Consider the following 23,497-nt stretch of genomic DNA (forward strand, 5'->3'; position numbering starts at 1 on the left):
TTAAATTATAATTACATAACCAGGTTGCAATTGCCAGCGCATGTAGCAACTGCAACTTAGTATTTCTAACTAAAAATATACACCAAGAATAATGTTATAGTATGACTTCTTCCGATTGCTTGGTTAAAACATCCCCCGTGTTCGCTTGCATTGTTTCCAACAACGATTTTTCGATCTTCACAGCAGCAACCTTAAACTCAGGGATCTTTGCATGTGGATCGGTTGCAGTGGTCGTTAAACGGTTCGCAGGCGACTCAGCAAAGTGGAATGGCACAAATACCACACCTTCTTGCATACGTTTAGTAACAAAAGCAGGCGTTTCAATACTACCTCGGCGTGTTGATACCGTTAGCATGTCACCATTGCGAACGCCTAATTGTTCAGCATCCGCCACAGAGATCATCGCTCGTGGACCCGCAAGATTATCTAACCCCTTCGTTTTACGTGTCATGGTTCCAGTATGGAACTGCTCAAGCAGGCGACCCGTAGTCAGAATCAATGGATACTCGTCATCTGGTAGTTCAGCCGCATAACGGAATGGGATAGCCACCATCTCGCCTTTACCACGAGTGAACTGCTCGGTATGCATGACTCGTGTACCTTGAGATACCTTATCAGCACAAGGCCATTGTAATCCATCTTTCCCAACTCGATCCCAATGGATACCCGCGTATTGTGGCGTCAACTGGGTGATCTCTTCAGTAATGTCTTCAACAGATTTATACGCCCAGTCACTGCCCATTGCATTTGCAATATCTTGAATAATAGCCCAATCTTCTTTTGCTTCACCCGGAGGGTTCACAGCTGGTGAAATACGTTGTACACGACGTTCAGTATTGGTGAAGTGACCTGACTTCTCTGCAAATGAGCATGATGGTAATACCACATCAGCATATTGCGCTGTTTCCGTTAAGAAAATATCTTGTACGACTAAAAAGTCTAATTTCTCAATACCTTCAATAACGTGTGCTTGATTAGGATCACTCAATACCGGATTTTCCCCCATAACATACAGGCCTTTGACTTTACCATTACACGCAGCATCAATAATTTCAGTCAGCGTCAGGCCTGCTTCTTTTGGCAAGTTTGGTTTGTTCCACGCTTTAGCAAATTTAGCATGAACTTCTGATACATTAACTTTCTGATATCCAGGTAAATTATTTGGTAAAGCCCCCATATCACATGCACCTTGCACATTAGATTGACCACGTAACGGGTTAATACCACCACCTTCAATACCTATATTGCCGCACAGCATTTGTAAGTTAGCAACTGAACGCACATTATCATGGCCCGTGGTATGTTGTGTTATTCCCATAGAATAATACACAGCAGTGCGCTCTGCAGTACCAATCATCTCTGCTATTTTGATAACATCTTGCGCTTTTACACCAGTGATCAATTCAACTTTATCTGGCGCATAATTATCAGACATAACTTCAGCTTCTAACGCATCAAAACCTTCGGTGCGCTCTGCAATATAAGCTTTATCATGCCAACCATTCTTGATGATCTGCTGCATGATGCCGTTCATCAACATCACATCAGTACCCGGGCGGTGGGCTACATATACTTCCGAATGGTCTGCAATATCGATACGTTTTGGATCTGCAACAATCAAACGCGCTTTACCATAACGAACAGCTTGCTTGATATGCGAGGCAATAATCGGATGTGCAGAAGTAGTATCAGAGCCAATAATAAACACCACATCAGAATACTTAATGCTTGGAATATCATTGGTCATTGCACCACTACCAATTGAGGCTTCAAGCCCTGTTACAGTAGAGGCGTGACACAAACGCGCACAATGATCGACATTGTTTGTTTCTAATTCACAACGAATAAACTTCTGGAAGGCAAAGTTATCTTCGTTGGTCGTTTTTGCTGACGAGAAACCAGCCAGTGCATTGCCACCATGGTTAGCTTTGATGGCATTAAATTTATCCGCTACCAGCGTAATAGCTTCTTCCCAGCTGGCAGGTTGTAGCTCACCATATTTACGGATCAACGGCGTAGTTAAACGATCTATACTACTAACAAAATCAAAACCAAAACGCCCCTTAACACATAACATACCTTGGTTTACAGGTGAGTCTTTCACGCCTTGCACGTAACGGATCTTATTCTGCGTTTCATCAACAAACATGGTCAGCTTACAACCCACGCCACAATAGGTACAAATGGTATCGACTGGTTTCAGTATTTCAATGCGACCTTGTGATTTATCACGACTATCAACCAATGCCCCCGTCGGGCACACTTGCACACAACGCCCACATTGCACACAATCTGAATCCCCCATGCTGAAGCCTTTTTCAAAACCTGGGCGACATTCAGGACGACTAGCTGATGTGCCATCTTCATTTTTCATGAAACTAAGCGCACCATGAACGGCTTGCTTGTTACATGCATCCACACATTGACCGCAACTGATACAGCGGTTGGCGTCAAACGTTATGAATTCCGAACTATCATCGACAGCAAATTTCTGACAGCCATCTTGACTTACTTTGGTATCAGCAACCTCATACTCAGTAGCAAAATCGCGTAATTGACAGTCGGTATTTGCCTGACAACCACACTCCAAGCAACGCGCCGCTTCACGCATCGCGTCATCATTATCAAAGCCAGTTTCAACTTCAGCAAAGCTCAGTTCACGTTCTTGTGTGCTTAACTCTGGCATCACCGAACGCATCACTTGTTTAATGTGATCAAACTGCGCAGTATCAACCTGCTTTAGCTTAGGTGCTTTTTGTGAGTTAAATTGCTTAACTGGAATGTTTTCCATATCACCGTCAAAGTAACGGTCAATCGCTTCTGCCGCAATCCGACCATCTGCAACAGCTTCAATTGCCGTTGCAGGACCACGACGAAAATCACCAATACTAAAAACATTACCAACACCAGAATGCATCGTATCTGGATCAGCATCTTGAGTATTCCAGCGTGTTAGCGGCAAGTCTAAGGTTTCTTTATCCATGAAGCTCAAATCAGGCTTTTGCGAAACAGCTGCGATGACAGTATCAAATGCTTCGATAAAGTATTCCCCAGTTTTCTCAGGGCGGCGACGACCTGAAGCGTCCGGTTCACCCAACGCCATTTTTTCTAATTTAACTTCACATACGCGCCCGTTTTCATTGGCAATGTTTTCAACAGGGTTCGTCAGGAAGTGGAACTTAACCCCTTCGTGTTCAGCCTCCAGAATTTCATAATCTTCTGCAGGCATCTCTGCGCGAGTACGACGGTAAATCAAGGTGGTATCAGCACCATCTCGCACTGCAGTGCGCGCACAGTCAATTGCCGTATTACCACCACCAATAACAGCTACTTTTTTACCTGTAGTGTAGTTACCATCAGTGACGTAATCTTTTAGGTAATCAACGCCTAAATAACAACCGTCAAAATCACTACCGGTATATTGCATGTCAACTGCTTGCGAAGCACCAACAGCCAAACACACCGCATCGTAATCTTGGGTTAGTTGAGTTAAGGTAAAATCATTACCTAATTTTTTGTTAGTCAGAACTTGCATACCGTTACGGCACATGATCTCAATTTCTTTATCAAGAATGGCTTTTGGTAAACGATATTCAGGAATACCATAACGTAACCAACCGCCCGCATGTGGCATAGATTCAAATACGGTAACCTCATAACCCTCGTTGGTAAGATAATAACCACAGGTCAAGCCACCAGGACCACTACCAACAACCGCAATTGACATACCTTTCGTTGATTTTTTTAGTGGAATATATTGTTCTTGCGATTCCAAATCGATATCTGCAGAATGTCGCTTCAATTGACGAATTGCTAGCGGTTCATCTATTAAACCACGACGACACTCCGCCTCACAAAATGCAGGGCAAACCCGACCAATCGATAACGGCATAGGTAAGGTACGTTTAATCACTTCTACCGCTTTAGCATGATCGTTTTGGGATATATGATAAAGATAAGATTGAATATCAACACCTGCAGGACATGCTGTCTGACAAGGTGCTTCACAATCAGCGTAGTGATCGGAAAGAATACGGTTTAATGATTTTTGGCGTAATGAAGACAAGGTTTCAGATGTTGTAGTGACAACCATACCCTCAAGAGGTGTTACCTCACAAGCGCGTTTAATGCCTTGCCCTGTAATATCGACGACACAAAGGTCACATGGAACTTTCTCGCCATTTTTATTCAAGCCACATAGTGACGGTATTTCAATATCACAGTCTGATGCTGCTTCAAGTAGGTTTCTCTGAGCATTTACCGGAAATAGTTCTCCGTTGAACGTAACATTTATCATTACAGCCTCACATTGTATTATTTTTTTAATTATCCAACCAATCTACTCAAAACAGTGAAAAATACCTTGATTTAAAACACGCTCAGTATCAGTAATTTTAAAATGTAAAAAGTATGAGTAGTTGAACAAATCGAATGGATCTTGCTTAAACAGAGGCAGTACAGGATTATATTGATTTGAAGATTTATACTTACTGTAGTAAGGACTAACTGGCACTACTGCCAACGTGAAGAACCCTTTAGTTATGTTGGTATTTTCCATGATCCATTATTAGGTGATAAAGCGGTTAAGAACATCACGGTAAATCATCAAAAAAATGAAAGCCAACAGGCCGCAACAATAACAATAAATTCCGACAAATCAGCACACCACTTTGGTAAACCTACCACTAGTGGTGTATTTCGGTTTAAACAGACTACCTATCAGTTTCCCGCGGCCAATAGCGACAAACTCAATGAATAATAAGATTTTAATGTAAATGAACAAATATTCAGCACAATATTAAATATCGATTTAACAGATATCAATTGCGCATTTTAGATGCCCATTTTAAACCTTAACATCTGCTTTAGTGTTGATATATATAGTTAATTCAGTTGTTTAATTGTTACTAATGAAAAATCCAGTGAGTCACGCTGTTACAACCTACCCCTTTAAAGTTAAACAAAGATGTTGAAAAGTGTAATTTATATGTTATTTTTCTGTGATCTCAGTGATTTATATTAAATCACGCTTTTCCGAAATTGAGTCTAATGAAAATAACAATCAAAATTAAATTAACACTGACAATTTGCGTAATGCTATTACTTGTTAATGGATTCTTTATTACCAGTATTTTTATGACAGAAAAGACAGTACTAGAGGCAGAGAAAGTTAACATTCGTACGAAAGTCGAAAGCTTAATAAAGAATAACTTACAAGGTCAAACCGACAACCTTAGCTTCTCTTTAGCCAGTTTATATGAATCATCTTCTAGCAATAATATTAGGCAAGAACTCCGCACTGAGATATTAACATTCAAAAAAACAATTGCAGATATGTATTCTGACGCACCGTCGGACGACGATGCAAAAGAAAATATCTATGCCTTTATAGATAACTATCGTTGGAATGGTGGACGTTACATTTTTGCTTATGATGCGGATTCATCTGAATACATGGCAAATGGTGCAAACCATCGCATTATTGGGACGTCTAGTTATAATTCGCAAGATAAAAAAGGCAATTACTACGCTCGAGATATTATCAATAGTGCTAAAAAATCAACCATTGGTTATAGCCAATATTATTTTCTAAACCCTGCATCGGATAAAGTTGAAGAAAAAATGTCGGCTTCTTTCTATTTTGAGCCACTTAACCTTGTTATTGCGACAGGTGAATATACGAGCCGATTAAAACAAAGCAAAATTGATATGGCGTTGAATGCGGTCGGTCTTACTCAGTATGGTAAAGATGGCTACTTTTGGATTCAAGATGCAAACGGTAAAATCCTTATGCATCCAGACGCCAAGTTAATCGGTACGACTGCGGACTTTACCCGTAATGCTGCAAACAGCCTTCAAAATAAGTCTGATATTTTTATGTCTGCGACATTTAAAAATGAAGAAACCAATAAAGTAGAAAATAAGATCCTGTATATACGTAACATCTTCCCTGATTGGGGCTGGTCACTAGGTACTGGTACTTATGAGAGTGAAATATTAACAATTGAAGATAGTTTAACGACAGCAACAACTGATATTTTCGATACTGAAATAATAAATAACTTTAAATTCGCAACTGCACTTTTCATTTTTGCTATTGTGCTTTCACTTTGGATTATCAACCGAATTATTCGTGAATTACTTGTGCTGAAATTAAGTATTGATAATTTATCGACTGGTGAAGCAGATTTGACTTCGAGATTAGTTATTAAGGGGAATGATGAGGTCGCCGATATTAGCCATTCTGTAAATAACTTTATTGGTTACTTACAATCGATGATGTTAGATATTTCCGGCGCTTCAAAAAATATTACACGTGGTATTCATGATATTCATTCACAGTCTGAGCGTAATACACAAGCGCTGGATAATCACAGTGCAGAAACGGAATTAGCAGTAACGGCTATTACCGAGATGAGCACAACCGCTGACATTGTCGCCCAAAATGCACTCCAAACAGCAACCAGTACACAAGTCGCAAATGATGACGCGAAAGCATCGAAAGTGACGGTTATCGAGGCATCAAATAGTGTCATGTCTTTAGTGACTGAAATGGATGATACGGCAAAAAGTATCCACGCGATGGATGAAAGTACGAAGAATATTGCAACGGTATTAGAAGTCATTGGGGGCATTGCTGATCAAACGAATTTGTTAGCATTGAATGCCGCAATTGAAGCCGCAAGAGCAGGTGAACAAGGTCGTGGTTTTGCCGTTGTGGCAGATGAAGTGCGTTCTTTAGCAGCCTTAACCCAAGATAGTACCGCTAAAATTAATGATATGCTGCAAAGCCTGACTGTTCGAGCCAGCTCAGCCGTCACCGCAATGAACAATACTACCGGGAGCTGTCAGAAAGTGGCAGAAAACACATCATTAGTAACAAAGAGCCTAGATAGTATGACAGGATCTATCGTTGAAATTAATGATTTAAGTACGCAAATTGCAACCGCATCTGAAGAGCAGAGCTCTGTGACTGAAGAAATCACACGTAATATGCATACCATCCAAGAGATGGTGCAAGTGTTAAGTCAAAACGGTCAAGAAACAAAGATAAGTGTGCAGAGTCTTACCGACGAAAACGAGACACTCGCAGCGTTGGTTGCACGTTTTAAATTAAGCTAATACGGTTCATATTTAAGGCGAGTACATTTGTTATGCGCTCGCTTTAAGCTCACTAATGCTTTTAATGCCGCGTCTGGTCTTTACTTCTAAGGTATCTAACACTGTGCCCAATTCAACCACATTAGATCCAATGCTAAATTTACTATTGGTAAGATATTGATGCTTCACACTGAATTTACTAAGCAGTAAGCCCATATTACTTTCAGGCATAAGTTTTGCGATTACGACACCAAATAAAAGAAATGTTTCGCCACAATCCGGATCATTGTCTCCAAGGCCCTTAATCGCAGTCACTTTGCAAAAAGTGCTCACCTTTTTTGTGCTTGTCACTACACAAACGATACTTCCTTCTCGAAGCTCTTTCCAAGCAGCATTTTTAACATTTCCTAATTGCTTTTCCGAGATATCAAATATGACATCTGATTCTGTTGGATAGCATTTTTTGTAATTTTTATTATGTATGTTATTTAGCAAAAACATGTCTATTTCCTAATTATGTACAACGCTGTCATGATACAGGTCGTTGTAACCACGCAATTATAATTTTTCTATACTGTTTTTTACTATGTCTATAAACGTAGTCTGCTCTGTTCGCGGTTAATTAAGTAACAGCTAACCGTCCTATAGTAATCCTACCAGCACCAAGCAAGGATGCCAGCTTACTCAACACCTAAGCTTAGGCCAATTATGCTACTTAGCATATTACAGCTCATGGGCAAGTGTCGTTGGTTATTTGGGTTGTATCAAAAGTTGATAATCAGGTTTACCGCGCCAACCGCATTTAGGTGTTTTGTTCCAAATACATTTGTTTTATAACGAGAGCTTTAGATACAAAAAAGCCTCCAATGAGGAGGCTAAATTAAATTCGCTATCACATAAAACAGGGTTTATTTTATAGACGGCTTTGCGCAATCTTAACTGCTGCTTCTAAATCAGGAATTGTCGTCAGCTCAGGTACGCGCTGAAGATAAATAATCTGATTGTTCTTATCTGTTACGATAATACTACGTGCTAACAAACCAAGTTGTTTGATCAATGAACCCGTTTTTTGACCAAATTTATGATCTAAAGAATCTGATAAGTAAGTCACACCATCAAGATTATGGTCCTTGATAAAGCGTTGTTGAGCAAAAGGTGTATCAGCGCTAAGTGCGTAGAATTCAATGCCTTTCAAATTATCATTTGAGTTAACATAGCTTGATAGGTCAACAGCTTGCTGTACACATACTGGCGTGTCAACAGATGTCAAAACACTGTATATTTTGATTCCTTTGCTTTCAGCACTAGTGTCGTAAGACTTTAAGCCAGACGTCATAAGTACAACTGATGGCATAAAGTCACCAACTTTTAGTGCATTACCAGTCAAGTCAAACTTGTTGCTTTGCTCAAGTGTTACGATTTGACCAGTACCAAAACTCGCACTCTCTTTTGTCGTTTCAAATTGTGCAAACGCACTAGTTGAAAGTAAAGCAGATAATAATATAGCTATTTTTTTCATCGTATTATCCTAAAACAGAAATCGCAGCATCGTAGTTTACTTCATCTGTAATTTCAGATACTAATTCACTGTGAACAACCTTGCCTTCTTCGTTTAAAACGATAACAGCACGTGTTGCAAGACCAGCAAGTGCGCCTTCATTTAAGTTAACACCATAGTCTTCTGTGAACGTTGGTGAACGGAAGAAAGAAGCAGTTTTAACACCTTCAATACCTTCTGCACCACAAAAACGGCTTGTTGCGAACGGTAAGTCAGCAGAAATACAAAGCACAGTTACGTTGTCGATACTCGCTGCTTTTTCGTTAAAAGCACGCACACTAGTAGCACATACAGGCGTATCGATACTTGGGAAAATGTTCAACACAACTTGCTGTCCTTTCAGGCTATCAAGGCTTAGCTCGCTCAGGTCTGCAGCACAAAGCGTGAAGCTTGGTGCAACTTGGCCAACTTGTGGGAAAGTACCAGATACTGAAACAGGTGTTCCTTGGAAAGTGATCGACATTATTAACCTCATAATTATGGTTTGCTTGGCACGTTAGATTACGAGCCATAAAAACATTTCTTGATCTAGATCAAGATTTATATGTCGACAATCTACCATAAGGTTATTCTTAAGCGTAAGTAAACTAGTGTAAGGATATGTAAGCGTAAGTACTAATTAGTTAAAAATCCGAAGGTGATAAAAAAGCCATTAAGCATGAATACTTAATGGCTTTTTATTCACTAAAATAAGACGAAACGAGATTACTTCAGTTTAAATTGAGCCACAATTGATTTCAGTTGCTCATTGGCAACAGCAACATTGATCGATTCTTGTGCGGTAGACTGGCCGTTTAGAGCTAGCTCTTGCGCCATTTCACGGATCGCAGTCATGTTACGAGTCACCTCACTCGAAACACTGCTCTGTTCCTCAGCTGCGGTTGCAATTTGCGTATTTAAATCATTTATCTGAGTGACAGAACTAGCAATATTATCTAAGTCTTCAGCTACTGCATACGTACTTTCAGCGGCCTGCTGGCAAGTTATTTGTGTCATATCCATAGCAGAAATAGCTGAACTTGACCCCATAGTTAATGCATCCAGCGTCTCTTTGATTTCAGCCGTACTCACTTGCGTTCTCGCCGCTAGCGCACGAACTTCATCAGCAACAACAGCAAAGCCACGACCTTGCTCACCCGCTCGCGCAGCTTCAATTGCCGCGTTAAGCGCAAGTAAATTTGTTTGTTCTGCAATCTCACCAATCACATTAAGTACTTTAGTGATAGCTTGCGTATCTTTCTCAATGTCTTGGATACTTTTTGATGAACTTTCTACATTGTCAACCAGCTTAGACACGGTTGATGTGGTCGTTGTTACCGTCACTTTCGACGAACCAACCTGCTTATTCATTGCATCTGTAAACTGTGAAGCTTCCTCTGCATTACTGGCAACATCATTTGCCGTTGCACTCATTTCTTCGACTGCCGCTGCGATTTGGTCTGTTTCAATTGAATGAGCATCCAATACTTGGTTATTGCTTGTCGTTTGCTGCTCTAGCTTTCCTACACTTTCAGAAATATGCTGTGAAGAGTTATCGATCTCAAGCATTAAGGTTTGTAGGTTCTTAATGAAGGCATTAATACCGCCCGAAATATCACCTAAATCATCGTTACTTTCAACCGGTAAACGACGCGTTAAATCGCCATTACCTTTCGATAAATCCATGACAACTGCTTTCAATGATACAATTGGACGGTAAACAATATTCAATACGAAAATAGTCAAGAATAGGCCAATTGCGAGCATAATAGCAGAGACCACAATCGCACTTTCTAACGCCTCATCAACTTCAGCATAAGCGACAGACTTATCAACACCAATAAATAAGTACCATCGCTTACCATTAGTAAGTGTGATTTCTTGAGTAAAAGCTAACTTATCGACACCACCTAAAGTATAAGCGGTAGTATGTGCTCTTTCGCTTAGCATACCGGTTTTAACATCACCCATACCGATATCAGAAAAATTAACACCCGTTTTCAATGTAAGTGAATTGGATGCTAATGCCTTACCATCGCTATCCATAATAGCAGTCACAGAGCCAGGGTAATTAACATTTTTAACGGTTTTTTCAAGAATTTCTAAACCAATATTACCTAACAGCACACCATTACCGATATTACGTACGACTGAAATAACCGGAAGACCAGTACTCCTAGCATTATAAACATCCGTCACGTCTAGCGTTGCTGTGTTCTTACCTTTGGTATACCAAGGGCGTTTACGCGCATCGTAACGTTCTATAATCGCAACGCCATTAACCCAGTCTGAATTTTGAGCTGTAGAATACGTGACACCGTCATCAAATGAGAAAAAGACGCTAGCAAAACCACTGGTTTCTTTTATAAGTCGCGCAATTGTGACGTAATCATCACCAAGGCTATTTGACTTATATTTTTGGGACATAGCATTAAGCGCATCCGTTTTTGTTGTAAACCAATCTTCAATTTTTTTAGCTTCGTAGCTTACGATTGAACTCGACAGCAGGTTCACATCTTCAATTGTTTTAGATTTAATTATATTATAAGAAATTATATTCGAAACAAGTAAAATAGCGGTCAGTAAAATAACTACCGACAATATGATGAGCCTTTTAAATCCTAAATTTTTTATCATTGTTTTTATTCCACAATTAGATAGATCAGAGATTAACTGCTGAGATAATTTACATCCATAAAATTAACTGCAGTAGTGTCTAACAAACTTAGAATATGCTTTAAATTAACCTCATACTCTTCGTTACGTCCTTCATTCTCTATTTATTACTTCCTAACAATGAGAATATTCTGAATAATCCATCAATGACACAATGCAGCGTATCGACCATTTCCCATAAAACATTAATAAAAAACGATAAATAATAAGTTACATGTTGTGAAGAGGCGTAGTACTGGGTGGAAGGCGAGGCTAAAACTCGCCTATAGAAGTGATGCTGAAGACACACGGCAAGAAAGCCGGCAATCAATGTTATACCTGACTAACTGCGTTATCGCTGGAATGTATTGCACTTTGAGGTATACGTTTATTTTAACGCTAAGCGTATTGGCGTCTTACGCCTATCCTTCTTTTATCGCAACAAAATTCAATCGTTTATAATCAGCCGTCCATTGCTCATTGCTGTCACAAAGTTTAGGTCTGCACAAATCGACCATTCGCTTAATCACAGAGGCTCTCGAAGACTCACCTAGATCACTAAGAATTTCCTGTGTAAAAGTCAAAAACCAGCCTCGCACATTTGTAGGCAACAATGTAGGTCTATCACGCAACGTTATTGTTTCTACCTTAAATCCTGCTGAGGTTAATAATTTTTTGTGCTCTTCCGGTGAAGGAAAAACCCAAGGGTTGCGTGAGGAAAAGTCTTTACCTATTTCGGAAAGTGCGACAGTCATCGCTGAGCATAATATAGCGATGTTTCCTTGCCCGCCCATTTCAACTACAAATCGACCTCCAGGTTTAAGCGCCCTATATACCCGATGTATCAACTCTTCTTGTTTAGGCATCCAGTGTAATGCAGCGTTGGAAAATACCGCATCGAAAGTAGACTCGAAATCAATAGCTTGCGCATCTATTTGACGAGCTTCAACTCCTCGGCTACGAGCAACATCAATCAAATTTTGACTCGTATCAACGCCAATGACTTCACAGCCTAAATCAACCATCACTTTAGCTAACTCGCCATCACCACAGCCTAAATCAAGAATTCTCTCACCTTTTTTCGGTGCTAGGTCCTGCATAACCTGCTGGCTCATCTGTGATACGTAGCTAGCATGATTTGCATAGTCACTCGCTTCCCAATAATCATCAATCATCACTTTCTTCCTTAATATGTAAATAAGAGCTAGCTCCAAATCGTTTGAATCCATTCAGGTGTAGCGTGAAACACGATGACGCTAGATATTCAACACGCCAAAGTAACCTATCACCTTATAAAATGTACACATGCAACACAAGGGGAAATAGAAGGTTGCGAGGAAATGTTGAAAACTTAGGCCTAAAAGACACAAACATCAAGATTAATACTTATTTTTCAGTCTATTATAACGCTTTGGCATGTTTAGCCTAGTCAGGGAATAGTGGATTTAGACACATCATCGATACATATCAATCCCTTGATAAGATTCTAAAAATTGTCGACCACAATCAAACCCTTGTTGATAATCATAATCAAGCGATGTCTTTTTGCTACCAATCAATTTTGATTTTAATAACCGAGTTGGATGCAATTCGTATATGGAAACATCTTCAGGTGGACTCTCTAAAAACATCTGAGCTTTAAGATACGATTCTTCATGATCGATTAAGTTATTCATTATTTCTTTGGCTTTTAAATTTTTAATATACGGTGTTAATTTAGCTAAAAGTTTATGTTCATATTTGACCTCTGGCGGTGCAGTTCTAATCACGACAATATGTTTATAGCCTTGCCGATACACCTCTTCTAACGGTATTGGCGCCTGCACTCCACCATCTAACCAATGATATTTATCGAGTGTAGCTGGCGTATTATAAATGCCAGGAATAGAACAACTCGCTTTTAATGCCAGTTCCCAACCGGCCCCAAATAAATCAAAATAATCCACTTGGTTATTATCAGCTTGAGTAGCCGTCACTAACACTACACGGTTTGTCATATTTTCATAACCACGATTCCAATCAAGCGGTATCTTTGTTTTTGTTTGTTCAATCAACCAATCAAGATCCATACCTTTACTCTCGAATAAAAAAGAACGCATGTTAAAGAAGCTTTTATGCATTGTGGCTTCTGTAATCACGCGATAGGCGTGCCGATATTGCCCACAAATATAGGAGGCAAGATTTAATGCGCCTGCCGAGGTACCAATTAATAATGAAAACGGATTAAATTTTTCTTTAAGAAAAGCATCTAGCACCCCCGCAGTAAAAATACCTTTTTGACCACCCCCCTCGACAACAAGCGCAATAGGATTAGCCTTATTAACACTGTAATCTCGATTTTCTTGGGAACGGTGTGCTGAATAGTAGTGGTGATTACCTGACATTAAAATTCCTAAAATAATCCTGATCAAGGCACGTGAAAACACGTGATGATGCACGGATATTTCGTTTAGGTAAGCCATTACATCGTGGGGATTATGCTATTTTAGGCACAGTCAATGACCTCCAAGAAGAAAACATCCACGAAGGTATCCACACTCAATGTAGTGTACTTTTAAACGATAAATGGCGATGGCAATGATGCCATGATTGAAGGACTCCTGCTTTAAATAATGCTATTTGTCACGCAGACACGGGAGCTGATTGAGCAGCCTAAAATATTTCAGGGAAATAGAGAGCATCAACAATTAGCAGTAGTATCTTCGATAGACATACTAGCTCGTGCTGATAAAGTTCAATTTATACTAATCTTACGATGTGCAAGAACCTGATATTAGACAGAAAAGTCATACAAATTGCATAGAGGAGGTAGTCTGAAGGTTATGGCGGCGTCATCTCTGTACCCTGGATTTGAAATGTATAATTGTACGAAACATATAATAAAACAGCGCTATGATACACTTTGTTTAACTTTAAAGTAAAGACGCAGTTTAACTAAGTTTATCATTTACGCCTTAATACCTTAGCAATAGACAGCATCAATTTTTCGGCAGTCAACGCACTACGCCCGTGCGTCCTTCGCTGTTTCCATCACCACCAGCGTTGTAATTGAATTTACCTGTGGGATCTCGCCGAGTACATCAGAATGAAAACGTTTGTAAGCGGTCAGATCAGCAGTCTCGACTCGCAGTAAATATTCATTGGCGCCAGTAACATTGTGGCACTCAGTCACCTGCTCCACATCCATGATCTGCTCTTCAAAACCGCGTTGAGATTTTTGACTGTGGCTCGACAACCCAATAGTAACATAAGCGATAAAGCCAATACCCAATTTTTTTGAATTTAGCACGGCACGATAGCCTTGAATAAGGTCACTGCGTTCTAGCTCTTGCACACGGCGTAATGTCGCAGAAGCCGATAATCCGATCCTTTCTGCAAGCTCTACATTCGACAATCTACCGTTCAATTTAAGCTCACGCAATATTCTTTCGTCAAACCTATCCATAGCGACCATTCCTTGTGAATTTTCTTTAGTGAGAGCAAATATAGACACAAAATTTACCTCGTATTTGCTTAAAATACAACTACAAATCGAAACGACAATATGGATAAATATGGAATATCAACAACTTATAGCACTAATAACTTTCGCACTTGTTTCAACCGTATCACCAGGGCCAAACAACATTATGTTGATGACCTCTGGCGCGAACGTTGGCTTTATGCGTACTATCCCTCATATGCTGGGTATTACTTTTGGCTTTAGCCTGATGGTTTATTTGGTTGGTTTTGGCCTAATGGGGTTATTTACAGCCTATCCTGTGGTCCAGCAAGGTTTACGTATAGTCAGTATGATTTATCTTGTGTATTTAGCCGTGAAAATTGCCAAGAGTAAAAACATGACCAGCGAAGTATCTAGCTATAGACCCATGAGTTTTATGTCAGCAGCTAGCTTTCAATGGGTCAACCCAAAAGCATGGACAATGGCACTAACCGCAATAACCGTTTATGCCTCATCAAATGCACAGCAAGATATTTTGATCGTATCTTTGATATTTGCTTTTGTTAATCTACCTTCTGTTAGTCTGTGGACGGCGGCAGGGAAAAAGCTACAAGCCAGCCTACAAGCACCAAACAGAATAAAGCTCTTCAACTACAGCATGGCCGGATTGTTACTCGCCTCCATTATTCCTATGCTTTAAATTTATTGAAGGGATAAGGCTATAATGAACACTTAATTTGTGGGTTGTTACACCCACAAATCATCCATTTAAACAGTGGAAAAGCGTTGTTTACGTGTCAAATACACAATAGCTGAGCTCACAGCTACACCGATAAATACCCACTCCAAGGTAAACTGACCCATACTCAAAATACGCTCAATATAAGACTCAATAGTTGAGTAATACAGATAAAATACAAATTTTGCACCACTCTGCGTTAATACCATTAACGCGATAATAGTCTGTAAAATCAATTTACTGAGTCCTAAATAACGGTTCAAATAAATCAAATAACAAATAAAGAATGATGCCATCACTGGTTCAATAAAAGTAACAGAGGCAATCACCTCTACCTGCCACGGATATGGCGATACTAAAACACCAGCGGGGTCTGGTTCTGCTAAATATTGAAGTAGCGGCTGAGTTATTTCTTTTAATACCGGCAGAGCAAAGTAAAAAGCCAGTACACTAAAAATAATAACTAACAAAATACTAATCACCTTACCGTTTAGTGCTGACCCTCGACTAATAGCAACAATAACCCCAGTAATCATTAACGTAATTAACAATTCAGGTAAATAGCTGTAAACCCATAAAAACAGATATTGCTGATCAACTGTATAACCTGCTGTTAGTGGTAAACGTATAAATAGTTCCAGCAAAGCCGCCGTCGTAATAAAAACCATAGACCACTGCTTGATAAAGCTTGGCGATACTCTCCACTCTTTAACTCGTTTGCTCAACCATAGTATTCCAATATTTTGCAATACAAACAACGCCAGTGGTACCCACTCAGGCGGTTCCCATTGAGGATAACTAACTCCTGCTTTGGTCATTTGAATATGAATACCGACTGCGAGAATACCTATGATAAATAGATAAAACCCAAGCCACAATTTAGTTTTCATTTTTAAAACTGTCATCTATAGCTCCGGTTTAAACCGTTTCTGAACTGGCGTTATCGCTTTTGTTAACTTCAAACTCAAGAATGTCGCCAGGCTGGCATTCTAGTACTTCACAAAGCTTGTCGAGTGTTGATAGCCGGACCGCTTTCGCTTTACCGTTTTTTAAAATCGACAAGTTTGCCTCTGTGATACCAACAGCTTCAGCCAAGCTTTTTAAGCGCATTTTTCGCTTAGCCATCATTACATCTAAATTAATACAAATAGTCATCTCGGCTCCTTAAATTGTATGGCTATTTTCAGCGGCAAGAATATAACCTTCCTTCATCACCCATGAAATAATCAAGATAATAAAGCCAAGTACTAATGTTAAAAAATCCACCCCTAGAAATCCAACTGAAATCATACGTTCGCCAGGAGGATTATTAAATGACAAGATAAGCGACATTACTGTGCCGTAAACGACAGAAGCACCAACCCAATAGAATAAGCTGTAGCCTAGTTTTTGATAGCTCATCACATTATCGAGTGTGAAAATATCATTCCGTTCGTAGCTACGAAATAAATTAATCAGTACCTTAAGCGCATACATAATGATACTGCATAAAAATAAGCTAGCGATCATGGCTAATATTCGCGTTGTTAACGTTAGCGGTAATTGTGTGTAACTATCGATGTTATGCGTGATTTGAATGGCCCCTAACGATGTAAGAAAATCATATGATGTTTCAACCGTTAGCCAGTAATAACATACCGCTATTGGGGTGAAAACAAAAAGGCTTTGAAAAAATATACGAGCACGACGGCTTTGCTTTTGAATCTTGGACATAATGAGTGTTCCTGTTAAGTAGATAACTGGATACTAAGGCAGAAATAAGTGCATTTCAATAATTAATTATCGATTATCGATAATTAATTATTAAATAACAACGATTGCACGTGTTTAACTATCAGATTGACATCATGAAGAATCACTAATTTTACGCTTTCTTTACGCGAACAACTGGCACTAATTTGCTACAGTATTTACAAATCATTCTTTATGGCCTGTTTGTATGATGTACAAGTATTGGCGTTCTAACCTCGTGTTTTTCACGTTCGTTATATTAATTAGCGCGCTATTAAGTAGCGTTATCATTGATCTGCTGTTCGGTGCAACGATTGCAGTATTACTTATTTTGCAGTTAGCCGTGGTGATTGTAGCCTTACGATGTAACGCGAAGTTTGCTTATTTTGCTGCTATCTTCGAAGCCGTGAGTTTCAATCTCTTATTCACGACTCCGCGTTATTCATTACAGATGTTTAATATGGACGATATAGTGAACCTGCTGGTATTTGTCATTGTCGCACTGACAGCAAGTCAATTGGCGGATCATTACCAGCATCAGAAAAATGAGTTAAAACAAGCGCAGCTTAGAAACAGCATCCTACTCTCGGTTTCACATGATTTACGCACACCATTAGCGACTATCATAGGTACACTAACGACCTTAAAAGAGTATATGGAAAAACTCAGTGAGAGCGAAAAAATAGAGTTGTTAGACAGTGCAACAGCAGAAAGCCATCGACTGCATCAATACATAGAAAATCTGCTGCAGGCAACCAAATTGCAGCACGGCGCACTTAGATTCAATAAAAGTGCCGATTCCATTTTAAACGTCGTTAGCCAAACTATCGATCGCTTTCCTGAATCACGACAACGTATCAAACTCATCGCAGTAACGCCATTATCCACGTTGCAGATAAGTAGTTCCTTGATTGAACAGGCTATCTTTAATGTATTAGATAATGCACTCCGTTACACCCCTTCAGACAACATGGTCAATATCAACGCCTACCAAGTAGGTAATGAGGTCATTTTAGATATTCAAGATGAAGGCGACGGTATTACGATTGATCAAGCGGCACATATTTTTGACTTGTTTTATAGCGAGAATACGCACAAAAATAATGATAGTGGCACCGGACTAGGGTTAGCCGTCGCTAAGGGTATTCTGACCGCTCATAACGGTAATGTTGAAGCGATACCCGTGACTCATGGCTGTCTCATTCGTATACGTTTACCCATCACTAAAGAGGATCAATAAATGACTTATAAAGTATTGGTGGTCGATGATGAACCACAAATTCATACTTTTATTCGTATCTCATTAGCAGCGGAAGGTTTCGACTATATTGGTGCAACATCGATTAAATCAGCGCTGGATATTTTCCATCGGGAGCAACCGCATATTATTGTGCTTGATCTAGGACTACCTGATGGGGATGGTACTCAATTTTTGCAGTCTATTCGTCAAACCGTTAAAACACCTGTGCTCATCCTAACAGCAAGAGATCAGGAAGCAGAAAAAGTACGCCTATTAGAAGCAGGAGCTAATGATTACTTGAGCAAACCATTCGGCATTAAAGAACTGATCGTGCGCATTAAAGTGCTTGTTCGTGATTTGGTCGATGAAGCGTCTTGCTCAGATATACTCGTCAGTGACCGACTTCAATTACAGAAAAGCACTAATCAAGTATGGCTGGACAGTAAAGAGGTCGCCTTAACAAAAAAGGAATTTGCTTTCGTTGAAAAGCTAATGAACCAGCCCGGGAAACTAGTGAAGCAAACGGAGTTACTTGAGGACATTTGGGGGCACTCACATCGCACTGATACTCATTATCTGCGAATTTTAGTGAGCCAGCTGCGTAAAAAACTCAGCGATAGTGCCGATCTACAACAACTCATAAAGACAGAGTCAGGACTGGGTTATCGATTAATATCAGATAATTCTAGGCTTCATTAATCCTTAAACACGTTTCATTTTATTTACTTAACATAACGATACCGAGCAGCGCTTTCGGGGGCTTCTTTATCACTTTTGGAAAATAGAAAAGGCAGTCATTATGGCTCATTTTACAGTTATTGGTTTGGGGCGATTTGGCATCTCTGCCAGCTTGGAATTAATTCATCTTGGCCACACGGTAACAGGGGCCGACACAGACCCGAAAATTGTTGAAAAATACGTAGAAGAACTGACTCAGGCAGTTATCTGTGATGCGACCGACGAAAGTGTGCTAAGTGAATTAGACCTCGCAAACAGTGAAGCCGTGCTGGTTGCAATAGGGAAAGACATGCAGTCCAGCCTGCTTTGCACACTCGCATTAAAGAATCTTGGCGTAAAAGGCATCTGGGTTAAAGCAAGTACCAAAGCACACCATACGATAGTGTCCAAACTCGGGGTATCACGGATAATTCACCCAGAAGAAGAAATGGGGGTTCGCGTAGCACAGGCTCTTAATTACCCAATGGTGAATAACTATCTATCCATCGGCCATGGGTTTTATGTAGTCGAAATTCACATAAAATCCGCACTGCATGATAAGCCTATCTCGCAAGTGATTGGTAATATTCGAAGTAATGTACGTGCGGTTTTAGTTAATCGAGAACAGGAAGTTTTCACTCACATTCATGATGATTTTGTATTGCATGTGAATGACACGCTATTGTTGTGTGGTACACGAACTGAACTAAAGAGCATAGCTCCAAGGTTGGTGTAACGTGGTGTTATGGCACCCTTCAATGTCACCCGTTGAGCGTAAGCCCAAAGCGGGTAAAAAGTTACTTGGCGCACCACCGCTCATCTTGAGTGGCAGTTTTGCACTTTTAATTCTGCTTGGAACCTGTTTACTGAAATTACCGATCGCAACAATAGAACCTATTTCTTGGTTGCAAAGTCTTTTTACAGCAACATCAGCAGTGACGGTCACTGGGTTGGTTGTGGTTGATACCGGAACGGCATTCACGCCATTTGGTCAAACCATTATTGCGCTACTGATCCAATGTGGTGGTCTGGGGTTAATGACGTTCGCGATTGTCACGCTGATTGCCTTAGGTGGAAAAATCGGTTTTTTGCAATGCACAGTGGCAAGAGAAGCCTTTAACCAAACCGACACCTCAACATTAGCATCCACAGCCAAGTCGGTATTGGCTTTTTCATTATTCGTAGAACTGATTGGTATGGTGATTCTCTCGGTATACTGGAGTGGCGAATTGGGTTGGACAACCAGTTTGTTCCATGGATTTTTCTATACTATCAGCGCATTTAACAATGCTGGTTTTGCCTTGAGTGCTGATAGTTTAATGCCTTATGTCGCAGATCCTGTTGTTAACCTGACAATTACAGGGCTACTCATTATCGGCGGTCTTGGGTTTTCAGTCTGGACGGATCTACGCCGTAACCGACGCTGGTCACGTTTGACAGTTTATAGCCGAATGATGATTACAGGTACAATATTCATCAATGCGTTCGCCGTTATTACCATCTATCTAATTGAATACAATAACCCAAATACCTTAGCGCCACTCAGCGAACTGGGAAAGTGGTTAGCATCTTGGTTTCAGGCTGTGAGTCCTCGTACAGCAGGTTTTAATACCTTAGCGATTGACCAGCTTGAGGATGCAACCACAGCCATAATGCTAGTATTAATGTTCATTGGTGGGGGGTCGTCAAGTACTGCCAGCGGAATAAAAGTAGTCACTTTTATGTTACTGATTATGGCGACATATAGTTATTTACGTCGTGATGAATCGATCTATGTATTTAAACGTGAAATAGCTAAAGACACTGTGAGTAAAGCACTGGCGCTGACGATGATATCGGTGGGGGTCACTTGGTTAGCCATTTTTGCATTGTTACTCAGTGAGGATGCCCCCATGATTGATATTGTTTTTGAAGCTGTCTCCGCTTTGGGTACCGTCGGCTTATCCCGAGGTTTAACAGGCAACCTTTCCGAATCAGGTGAGCTCATTATCATTTTCATGATGTTTATGGGACGCTTGGGGCCATTAACACTCGCTTACTTTCTCGCGAGTCCAAGAGCAAAAAAACTGCGCTACGCAGAAACGAAACTTGTGATTGGCTAGGTGCTTAAACGACTGAATATTCTTTTCAAGAGTAACTGTGTTTCCTAAACCGTAGGAAACACAGTTACTTGCTTTTCATCTTTAATTGTGAGATGAAGCTTCAATACTCTTCATATTGTCAGTACTAATACCACCAAGACGAGATTTATCATTATCCTTAATCATGTAAAAAGTGTCCGTTCTTTTGTTCAAGGTATAGTCGACATTCCGTGATTTCACGACCACACTACCGTTAATCTTCTGTATACCTGTTTTCTCATCAGGAAAACCAGTAATAATCTTGATATCAGCTATACCATCTATATTACCTGTACTTATTAACTTCTCTAGTGTACTAACCTTAACTGTAAATCCACCACCACTCAGATTATATGTTGCATAAAAGTTATCATTAGTTAAATCATAATCAAATTGTGATACATCACCACTTTTTAAACTTGCAAAATAAACAGTTAATAATGGAAGTCGATCAGCTTCTTCACTAGCTATTACCCATTCACCCTGCTTAAGTACATATACTTTATTCTCAGTATTAGCTTTATCGTAGACAAATTTAAAAGGTAATCCTTTAACATTATTTTCATCAGGAAAGATACCATAACTAATTACGATTTTATCATCCGCTAAATCTTTTATGCTAGCCTTAAAATTTACGGCTACTTCAAAGGATGCATCATCGATAAGTTGTTTATTTTTAATGTCATAAACATATACACTACCACCTATGAATGTTGAAATTAGATAGTTGTTACCATAAAATTGCCATTTTTTACCTTTTGTACCGTCAAGATTAACATATTGGTTAAGATCAGTATCGAATACTCTTACAGCACCACTATCATTGTTGACAATAAATTCATGATCAGACATATTTACTTTTCTGCTCACGTACTTTGAAAGTGGTTCTTCCAAATTAGGTATAGAAACAGATAGTAATCTGCTCATATCATCTAAAGACACCAAATCAGTAGGGTTTACTATCTCTTCTTTGTCACCTAGATCAGTTAATTTTTCGTTTGAACTTCCGATAATATACCGTCCATGAAGACTATAATTTTGGTACTCACATTTATCTGTAAAATTAGGTTGATACTTTTTTGGTAAGCCCTCAAAGTTAACGACGTGGCGAGAACCATCACTACCAATAGGTGATATATTAAAGCGAGGACCACCTTGTTTACCTAAATTCAACGGTTCTGGTTTTTGAGCACATGTATTACTCGCTAGTATGGTTGGAGTTATACTAAAAGATTCAACTTGAACTCCTTGCTTGTTATACGCTTTCACCGTCTCTCCATTCCACCCCGAGTTAAATTGTAGCCCCGTTGTCAACTCATAATCTATATCTGCGCCTAAAAATTCTGAAGCTATATTATCAAAGTTATACTGAAGGACACGATCAGAGTCTGTAGTGCTACTTCCGCCGCCACCACCACTTCCGCCACAACCCATAAGAAGTGAGGATAGCAATGAAGCGACTATAGTATGTTTACTTATATTCATTAGTTTTCCTAATTTGTTTTTGAGTTGTTATTTCACTTTCAAAGCTTAGTCTTAAAAAAAAACATATCAAGAGGCGCTCATATTAGGTTCGGTAGTTAATAATCCAAAAATTTAGGATTGATGGAAGATAAACTAATAAAAAATAAAGATTAAAATAAATAAAAAAAAACTCGCTAGATCCTCTTTGTAAAATGACAATTACCTTACTTTACAGAAGTTGACTGTAATTAAACTTTCTTTACAATTACAGTTCTTAAAATAAAGATTTGTTATTTTAAATCATAAAGTTAAAGCTTACCTCAGGTGAGTTAACGAACATTACGTACATATATTTCACCTACTCATTGTTTGGGTAGAACCTGTATTTATACGTAATAAGTCTCAATTCTCAGCGCCTTAGATAACGGTATCCATACATAGATAGAGGCTAAGTTATAAACCTAGGTTCGATATGCAAATATGTCAATATTACTAACAGCACAGGGTGCTTATTACTGCGCAATGATGACTTATATCACCGCCCTAAAGGACAATGTTTTCGTCAAAGATGATAAAAAATTAATTAGCACAGGTATTGAAAAGTTGGTATCTCGACGTATTCGGCATTTACTTAAAATCACCAGCTAACGAACTAATTCACCCAAAACGGTAAAAATGGGAAATTAATCATCTGGATAATTTATTCAAACAAGTTCAGAATTATCCATCTGACTAATTAATGGTGATGCAG

General features: G+C 39.4%; 19 protein-coding genes. 7 read left to right on the top strand and 12 right to left on the bottom strand.

Annotation, left to right across the window (positions count from 1 at the left end; genetic code table 11):
* Window positions 1-94: 94 nt before the first annotated feature.
* Window positions 95-4,297 carry a formate dehydrogenase subunit alpha gene (gene fdhF / locus HWV02_RS16700; protein WP_255550482.1) on the bottom strand — a complete coding sequence of 1,401 codons (4,203 nt, stop codon included), beginning with the start codon at window positions 4,295-4,297 and terminating at the stop codon, window positions 95-97.
* Window positions 4,298-5,049: 752 nt separating this feature from the next.
* On the opposite strand from fdhF, the gene HWV02_RS16705 reads away from it, so the two are divergent.
* Window positions 5,050-7,122 (top strand): methyl-accepting chemotaxis protein, encoded by a 2,073-nt coding sequence (locus HWV02_RS16705; RefSeq protein ID WP_211688809.1) that lies wholly within the window; start codon window positions 5,050-5,052, stop codon window positions 7,120-7,122.
* 30 nt (window positions 7,123-7,152) lie between these two features.
* On the opposite strand, the gene HWV02_RS16710 is transcribed toward HWV02_RS16705, so the two are convergent.
* From HWV02_RS16710 to HWV02_RS16740, 7 genes are all read right to left on the bottom strand, one after another.
* Entirely contained in the window at window positions 7,153-7,602 is a 450-nt protein-coding gene (locus HWV02_RS16710; protein WP_211672567.1) for a hypothetical protein, read from the bottom strand.
* Between the two features lie 412 nt (window positions 7,603-8,014).
* Entirely contained in the window at window positions 8,015-8,620 is a 606-nt protein-coding gene (locus HWV02_RS16715; RefSeq protein WP_211676874.1) for a peroxiredoxin, read from the bottom strand.
* 4 nt (window positions 8,621-8,624) lie between these two features.
* Window positions 8,625-9,125: a thiol peroxidase gene (gene tpx, locus HWV02_RS16720; protein WP_249185555.1), complete on the bottom strand. Its 501-nt coding sequence runs from the start codon at window positions 9,123-9,125 to the stop codon at window positions 8,625-8,627.
* A gap of 239 nt (window positions 9,126-9,364) precedes the next feature.
* Window positions 9,365-11,275: a methyl-accepting chemotaxis protein gene (locus HWV02_RS16725; RefSeq protein WP_211676876.1), complete on the bottom strand. Its 1,911-nt coding sequence runs from the start codon at window positions 11,273-11,275 to the stop codon at window positions 9,365-9,367.
* 440 nt (window positions 11,276-11,715) lie between these two features.
* Window positions 11,716-12,468 (bottom strand): trans-aconitate 2-methyltransferase, encoded by a 753-nt coding sequence (locus tag HWV02_RS16730; protein WP_211688811.1) that lies wholly within the window; start codon window positions 12,466-12,468, stop codon window positions 11,716-11,718.
* A gap of 279 nt (window positions 12,469-12,747) precedes the next feature.
* Entirely contained in the window at window positions 12,748-13,755 is a 1,008-nt protein-coding gene (locus HWV02_RS16735) for a patatin family protein (RefSeq protein ID WP_211688813.1), read from the bottom strand.
* 539 nt (window positions 13,756-14,294) lie between these two features.
* Window positions 14,295-14,738 carry an Lrp/AsnC family transcriptional regulator gene (locus HWV02_RS16740; RefSeq protein WP_211690609.1) on the bottom strand — a complete coding sequence of 148 codons (444 nt, stop codon included), beginning with the start codon at window positions 14,736-14,738 and terminating at the stop codon, window positions 14,295-14,297.
* A gap of 109 nt (window positions 14,739-14,847) precedes the next feature.
* On the opposite strand from HWV02_RS16740, the gene HWV02_RS16745 reads away from it, so the two are divergent.
* Window positions 14,848-15,435: a LysE family translocator gene (locus tag HWV02_RS16745; RefSeq protein ID WP_211688815.1), complete on the top strand. Its 588-nt coding sequence runs from the start codon at window positions 14,848-14,850 to the stop codon at window positions 15,433-15,435.
* 68 nt (window positions 15,436-15,503) lie between these two features.
* On the opposite strand, the gene HWV02_RS16750 is transcribed toward HWV02_RS16745, so the two are convergent.
* The 3 genes from HWV02_RS16750 to HWV02_RS16760 are packed head-to-tail and all read right to left on the bottom strand — an operon-like array spanning window position 15,504 to window position 17,187.
* Entirely contained in the window at window positions 15,504-16,379 is an 876-nt protein-coding gene (locus HWV02_RS16750) for a hypothetical protein (protein WP_211688817.1), read from the bottom strand.
* Window positions 16,380-16,392: 13 nt separating this feature from the next.
* On the bottom strand, window positions 16,393-16,629 hold the full coding sequence (locus HWV02_RS16755) for a helix-turn-helix transcriptional regulator (protein WP_211672575.1): 237 nt from the start codon (window positions 16,627-16,629) through the stop codon (window positions 16,393-16,395).
* 9 nt (window positions 16,630-16,638) lie between these two features.
* Window positions 16,639-17,187 (bottom strand): DUF2975 domain-containing protein, encoded by a 549-nt coding sequence (locus HWV02_RS16760; protein ID WP_211688819.1) that lies wholly within the window; start codon window positions 17,185-17,187, stop codon window positions 16,639-16,641.
* 229 nt (window positions 17,188-17,416) lie between these two features.
* Between HWV02_RS16760 and HWV02_RS16765 the strand changes: the two genes are divergently transcribed.
* The 4 genes from HWV02_RS16765 to HWV02_RS16780 all read left to right on the top strand — a co-directional run bounded on the left by HWV02_RS16765 (window position 17,417) and on the right by HWV02_RS16780 (window position 21,264).
* Window positions 17,417-18,445 (top strand): ATP-binding protein, encoded by a 1,029-nt coding sequence (locus tag HWV02_RS16765; protein WP_211690610.1) that lies wholly within the window; start codon window positions 17,417-17,419, stop codon window positions 18,443-18,445.
* The gene (locus tag HWV02_RS16770) at window positions 18,446-19,144 is read left to right on the top strand and encodes a response regulator transcription factor (protein WP_211688821.1); all 699 of its coding nucleotides are present in this window, start codon (window positions 18,446-18,448) and stop codon (window positions 19,142-19,144) included.
* Window positions 19,145-19,244: 100 nt separating this feature from the next.
* Window positions 19,245-19,898: a TrkA family potassium uptake protein gene (locus HWV02_RS16775; protein WP_211688823.1), complete on the top strand. Its 654-nt coding sequence runs from the start codon at window positions 19,245-19,247 to the stop codon at window positions 19,896-19,898.
* Window position 19,899: 1 nt separating this feature from the next.
* The gene (locus HWV02_RS16780) at window positions 19,900-21,264 is read left to right on the top strand and encodes a TrkH family potassium uptake protein (protein ID WP_211688825.1); all 1,365 of its coding nucleotides are present in this window, start codon (window positions 19,900-19,902) and stop codon (window positions 21,262-21,264) included.
* 81 nt (window positions 21,265-21,345) lie between these two features.
* Here the strand turns inward: HWV02_RS16780 and HWV02_RS16785 are convergent, their stop codons facing one another.
* Complete coding sequence (locus tag HWV02_RS16785; RefSeq protein WP_211688827.1) at window positions 21,346-22,767, bottom strand: hypothetical protein; 1,422 nt, start codon at window positions 22,765-22,767, stop codon at window positions 21,346-21,348.
* Between the two features lie 459 nt (window positions 22,768-23,226).
* Between HWV02_RS16785 and HWV02_RS16790 the strand changes: the two genes are divergently transcribed.
* A complete protein-coding gene (locus tag HWV02_RS16790) occupies window positions 23,227-23,394 on the top strand; it encodes a hypothetical protein (RefSeq protein WP_211688829.1) in 168 nt (55 codons plus the stop codon).
* Window positions 23,395-23,497: the final 103 nt, after the last annotated feature.

Origin of the sequence: Moritella sp. 28 (assembly GCF_018219435.1) — a bacterium.
GTDB lineage: Bacteria > Pseudomonadota > Gammaproteobacteria > Enterobacterales > Moritellaceae > Moritella.

Excerpts from the sequence above, each read along its gene's own strand:
- fdhF (WP_255550482.1), bottom strand. The coding sequence starts at position 4,297 with ATGATAAATGTTACGTTCAACGGAGAACTATTTCCGGTAAATGCTCAG.
- HWV02_RS16705 (WP_211688809.1), top strand. The coding sequence starts at position 5,050 with ATGAAAATAACAATCAAAATTAAATTAACACTGACAATTTGCGTAATG.
- HWV02_RS16710 (WP_211672567.1), bottom strand. The coding sequence starts at position 7,602 with ATGTTTTTGCTAAATAACATACATAATAAAAATTACAAAAAATGCTAT.
- HWV02_RS16715 (WP_211676874.1), bottom strand. The coding sequence starts at position 8,620 with ATGAAAAAAATAGCTATATTATTATCTGCTTTACTTTCAACTAGTGCG.
- HWV02_RS16725 (WP_211676876.1), bottom strand. The coding sequence starts at position 11,275 with ATGATAAAAAATTTAGGATTTAAAAGGCTCATCATATTGTCGGTAGTT.
- HWV02_RS16730 (WP_211688811.1), bottom strand. The coding sequence starts at position 12,468 with ATGATTGATGATTATTGGGAAGCGAGTGACTATGCAAATCATGCTAGC.
- HWV02_RS16735 (WP_211688813.1), bottom strand. The coding sequence starts at position 13,755 with ATGGCTTACCTAAACGAAATATCCGTGCATCATCACGTGTTTTCACGT.
- HWV02_RS16740 (WP_211690609.1), bottom strand. The coding sequence starts at position 14,738 with ATGGATAGGTTTGACGAAAGAATATTGCGTGAGCTTAAATTGAACGGT.
- HWV02_RS16745 (WP_211688815.1), top strand. The coding sequence starts at position 14,848 with ATGGAATATCAACAACTTATAGCACTAATAACTTTCGCACTTGTTTCA.
- HWV02_RS16750 (WP_211688817.1), bottom strand. The coding sequence starts at position 16,379 with ATGACAGTTTTAAAAATGAAAACTAAATTGTGGCTTGGGTTTTATCTA.
- HWV02_RS16755 (WP_211672575.1), bottom strand. The coding sequence starts at position 16,629 with ATGACTATTTGTATTAATTTAGATGTAATGATGGCTAAGCGAAAAATG.
- HWV02_RS16760 (WP_211688819.1), bottom strand. The coding sequence starts at position 17,187 with ATGTCCAAGATTCAAAAGCAAAGCCGTCGTGCTCGTATATTTTTTCAA.
- HWV02_RS16765 (WP_211690610.1), top strand. The coding sequence starts at position 17,417 with ATGTACAAGTATTGGCGTTCTAACCTCGTGTTTTTCACGTTCGTTATA.
- HWV02_RS16770 (WP_211688821.1), top strand. The coding sequence starts at position 18,446 with ATGACTTATAAAGTATTGGTGGTCGATGATGAACCACAAATTCATACT.
- HWV02_RS16775 (WP_211688823.1), top strand. The coding sequence starts at position 19,245 with ATGGCTCATTTTACAGTTATTGGTTTGGGGCGATTTGGCATCTCTGCC.
- HWV02_RS16785 (WP_211688827.1), bottom strand. The coding sequence starts at position 22,767 with ATGAATATAAGTAAACATACTATAGTCGCTTCATTGCTATCCTCACTT.
- HWV02_RS16790 (WP_211688829.1), top strand. The coding sequence starts at position 23,227 with ATGTCAATATTACTAACAGCACAGGGTGCTTATTACTGCGCAATGATG.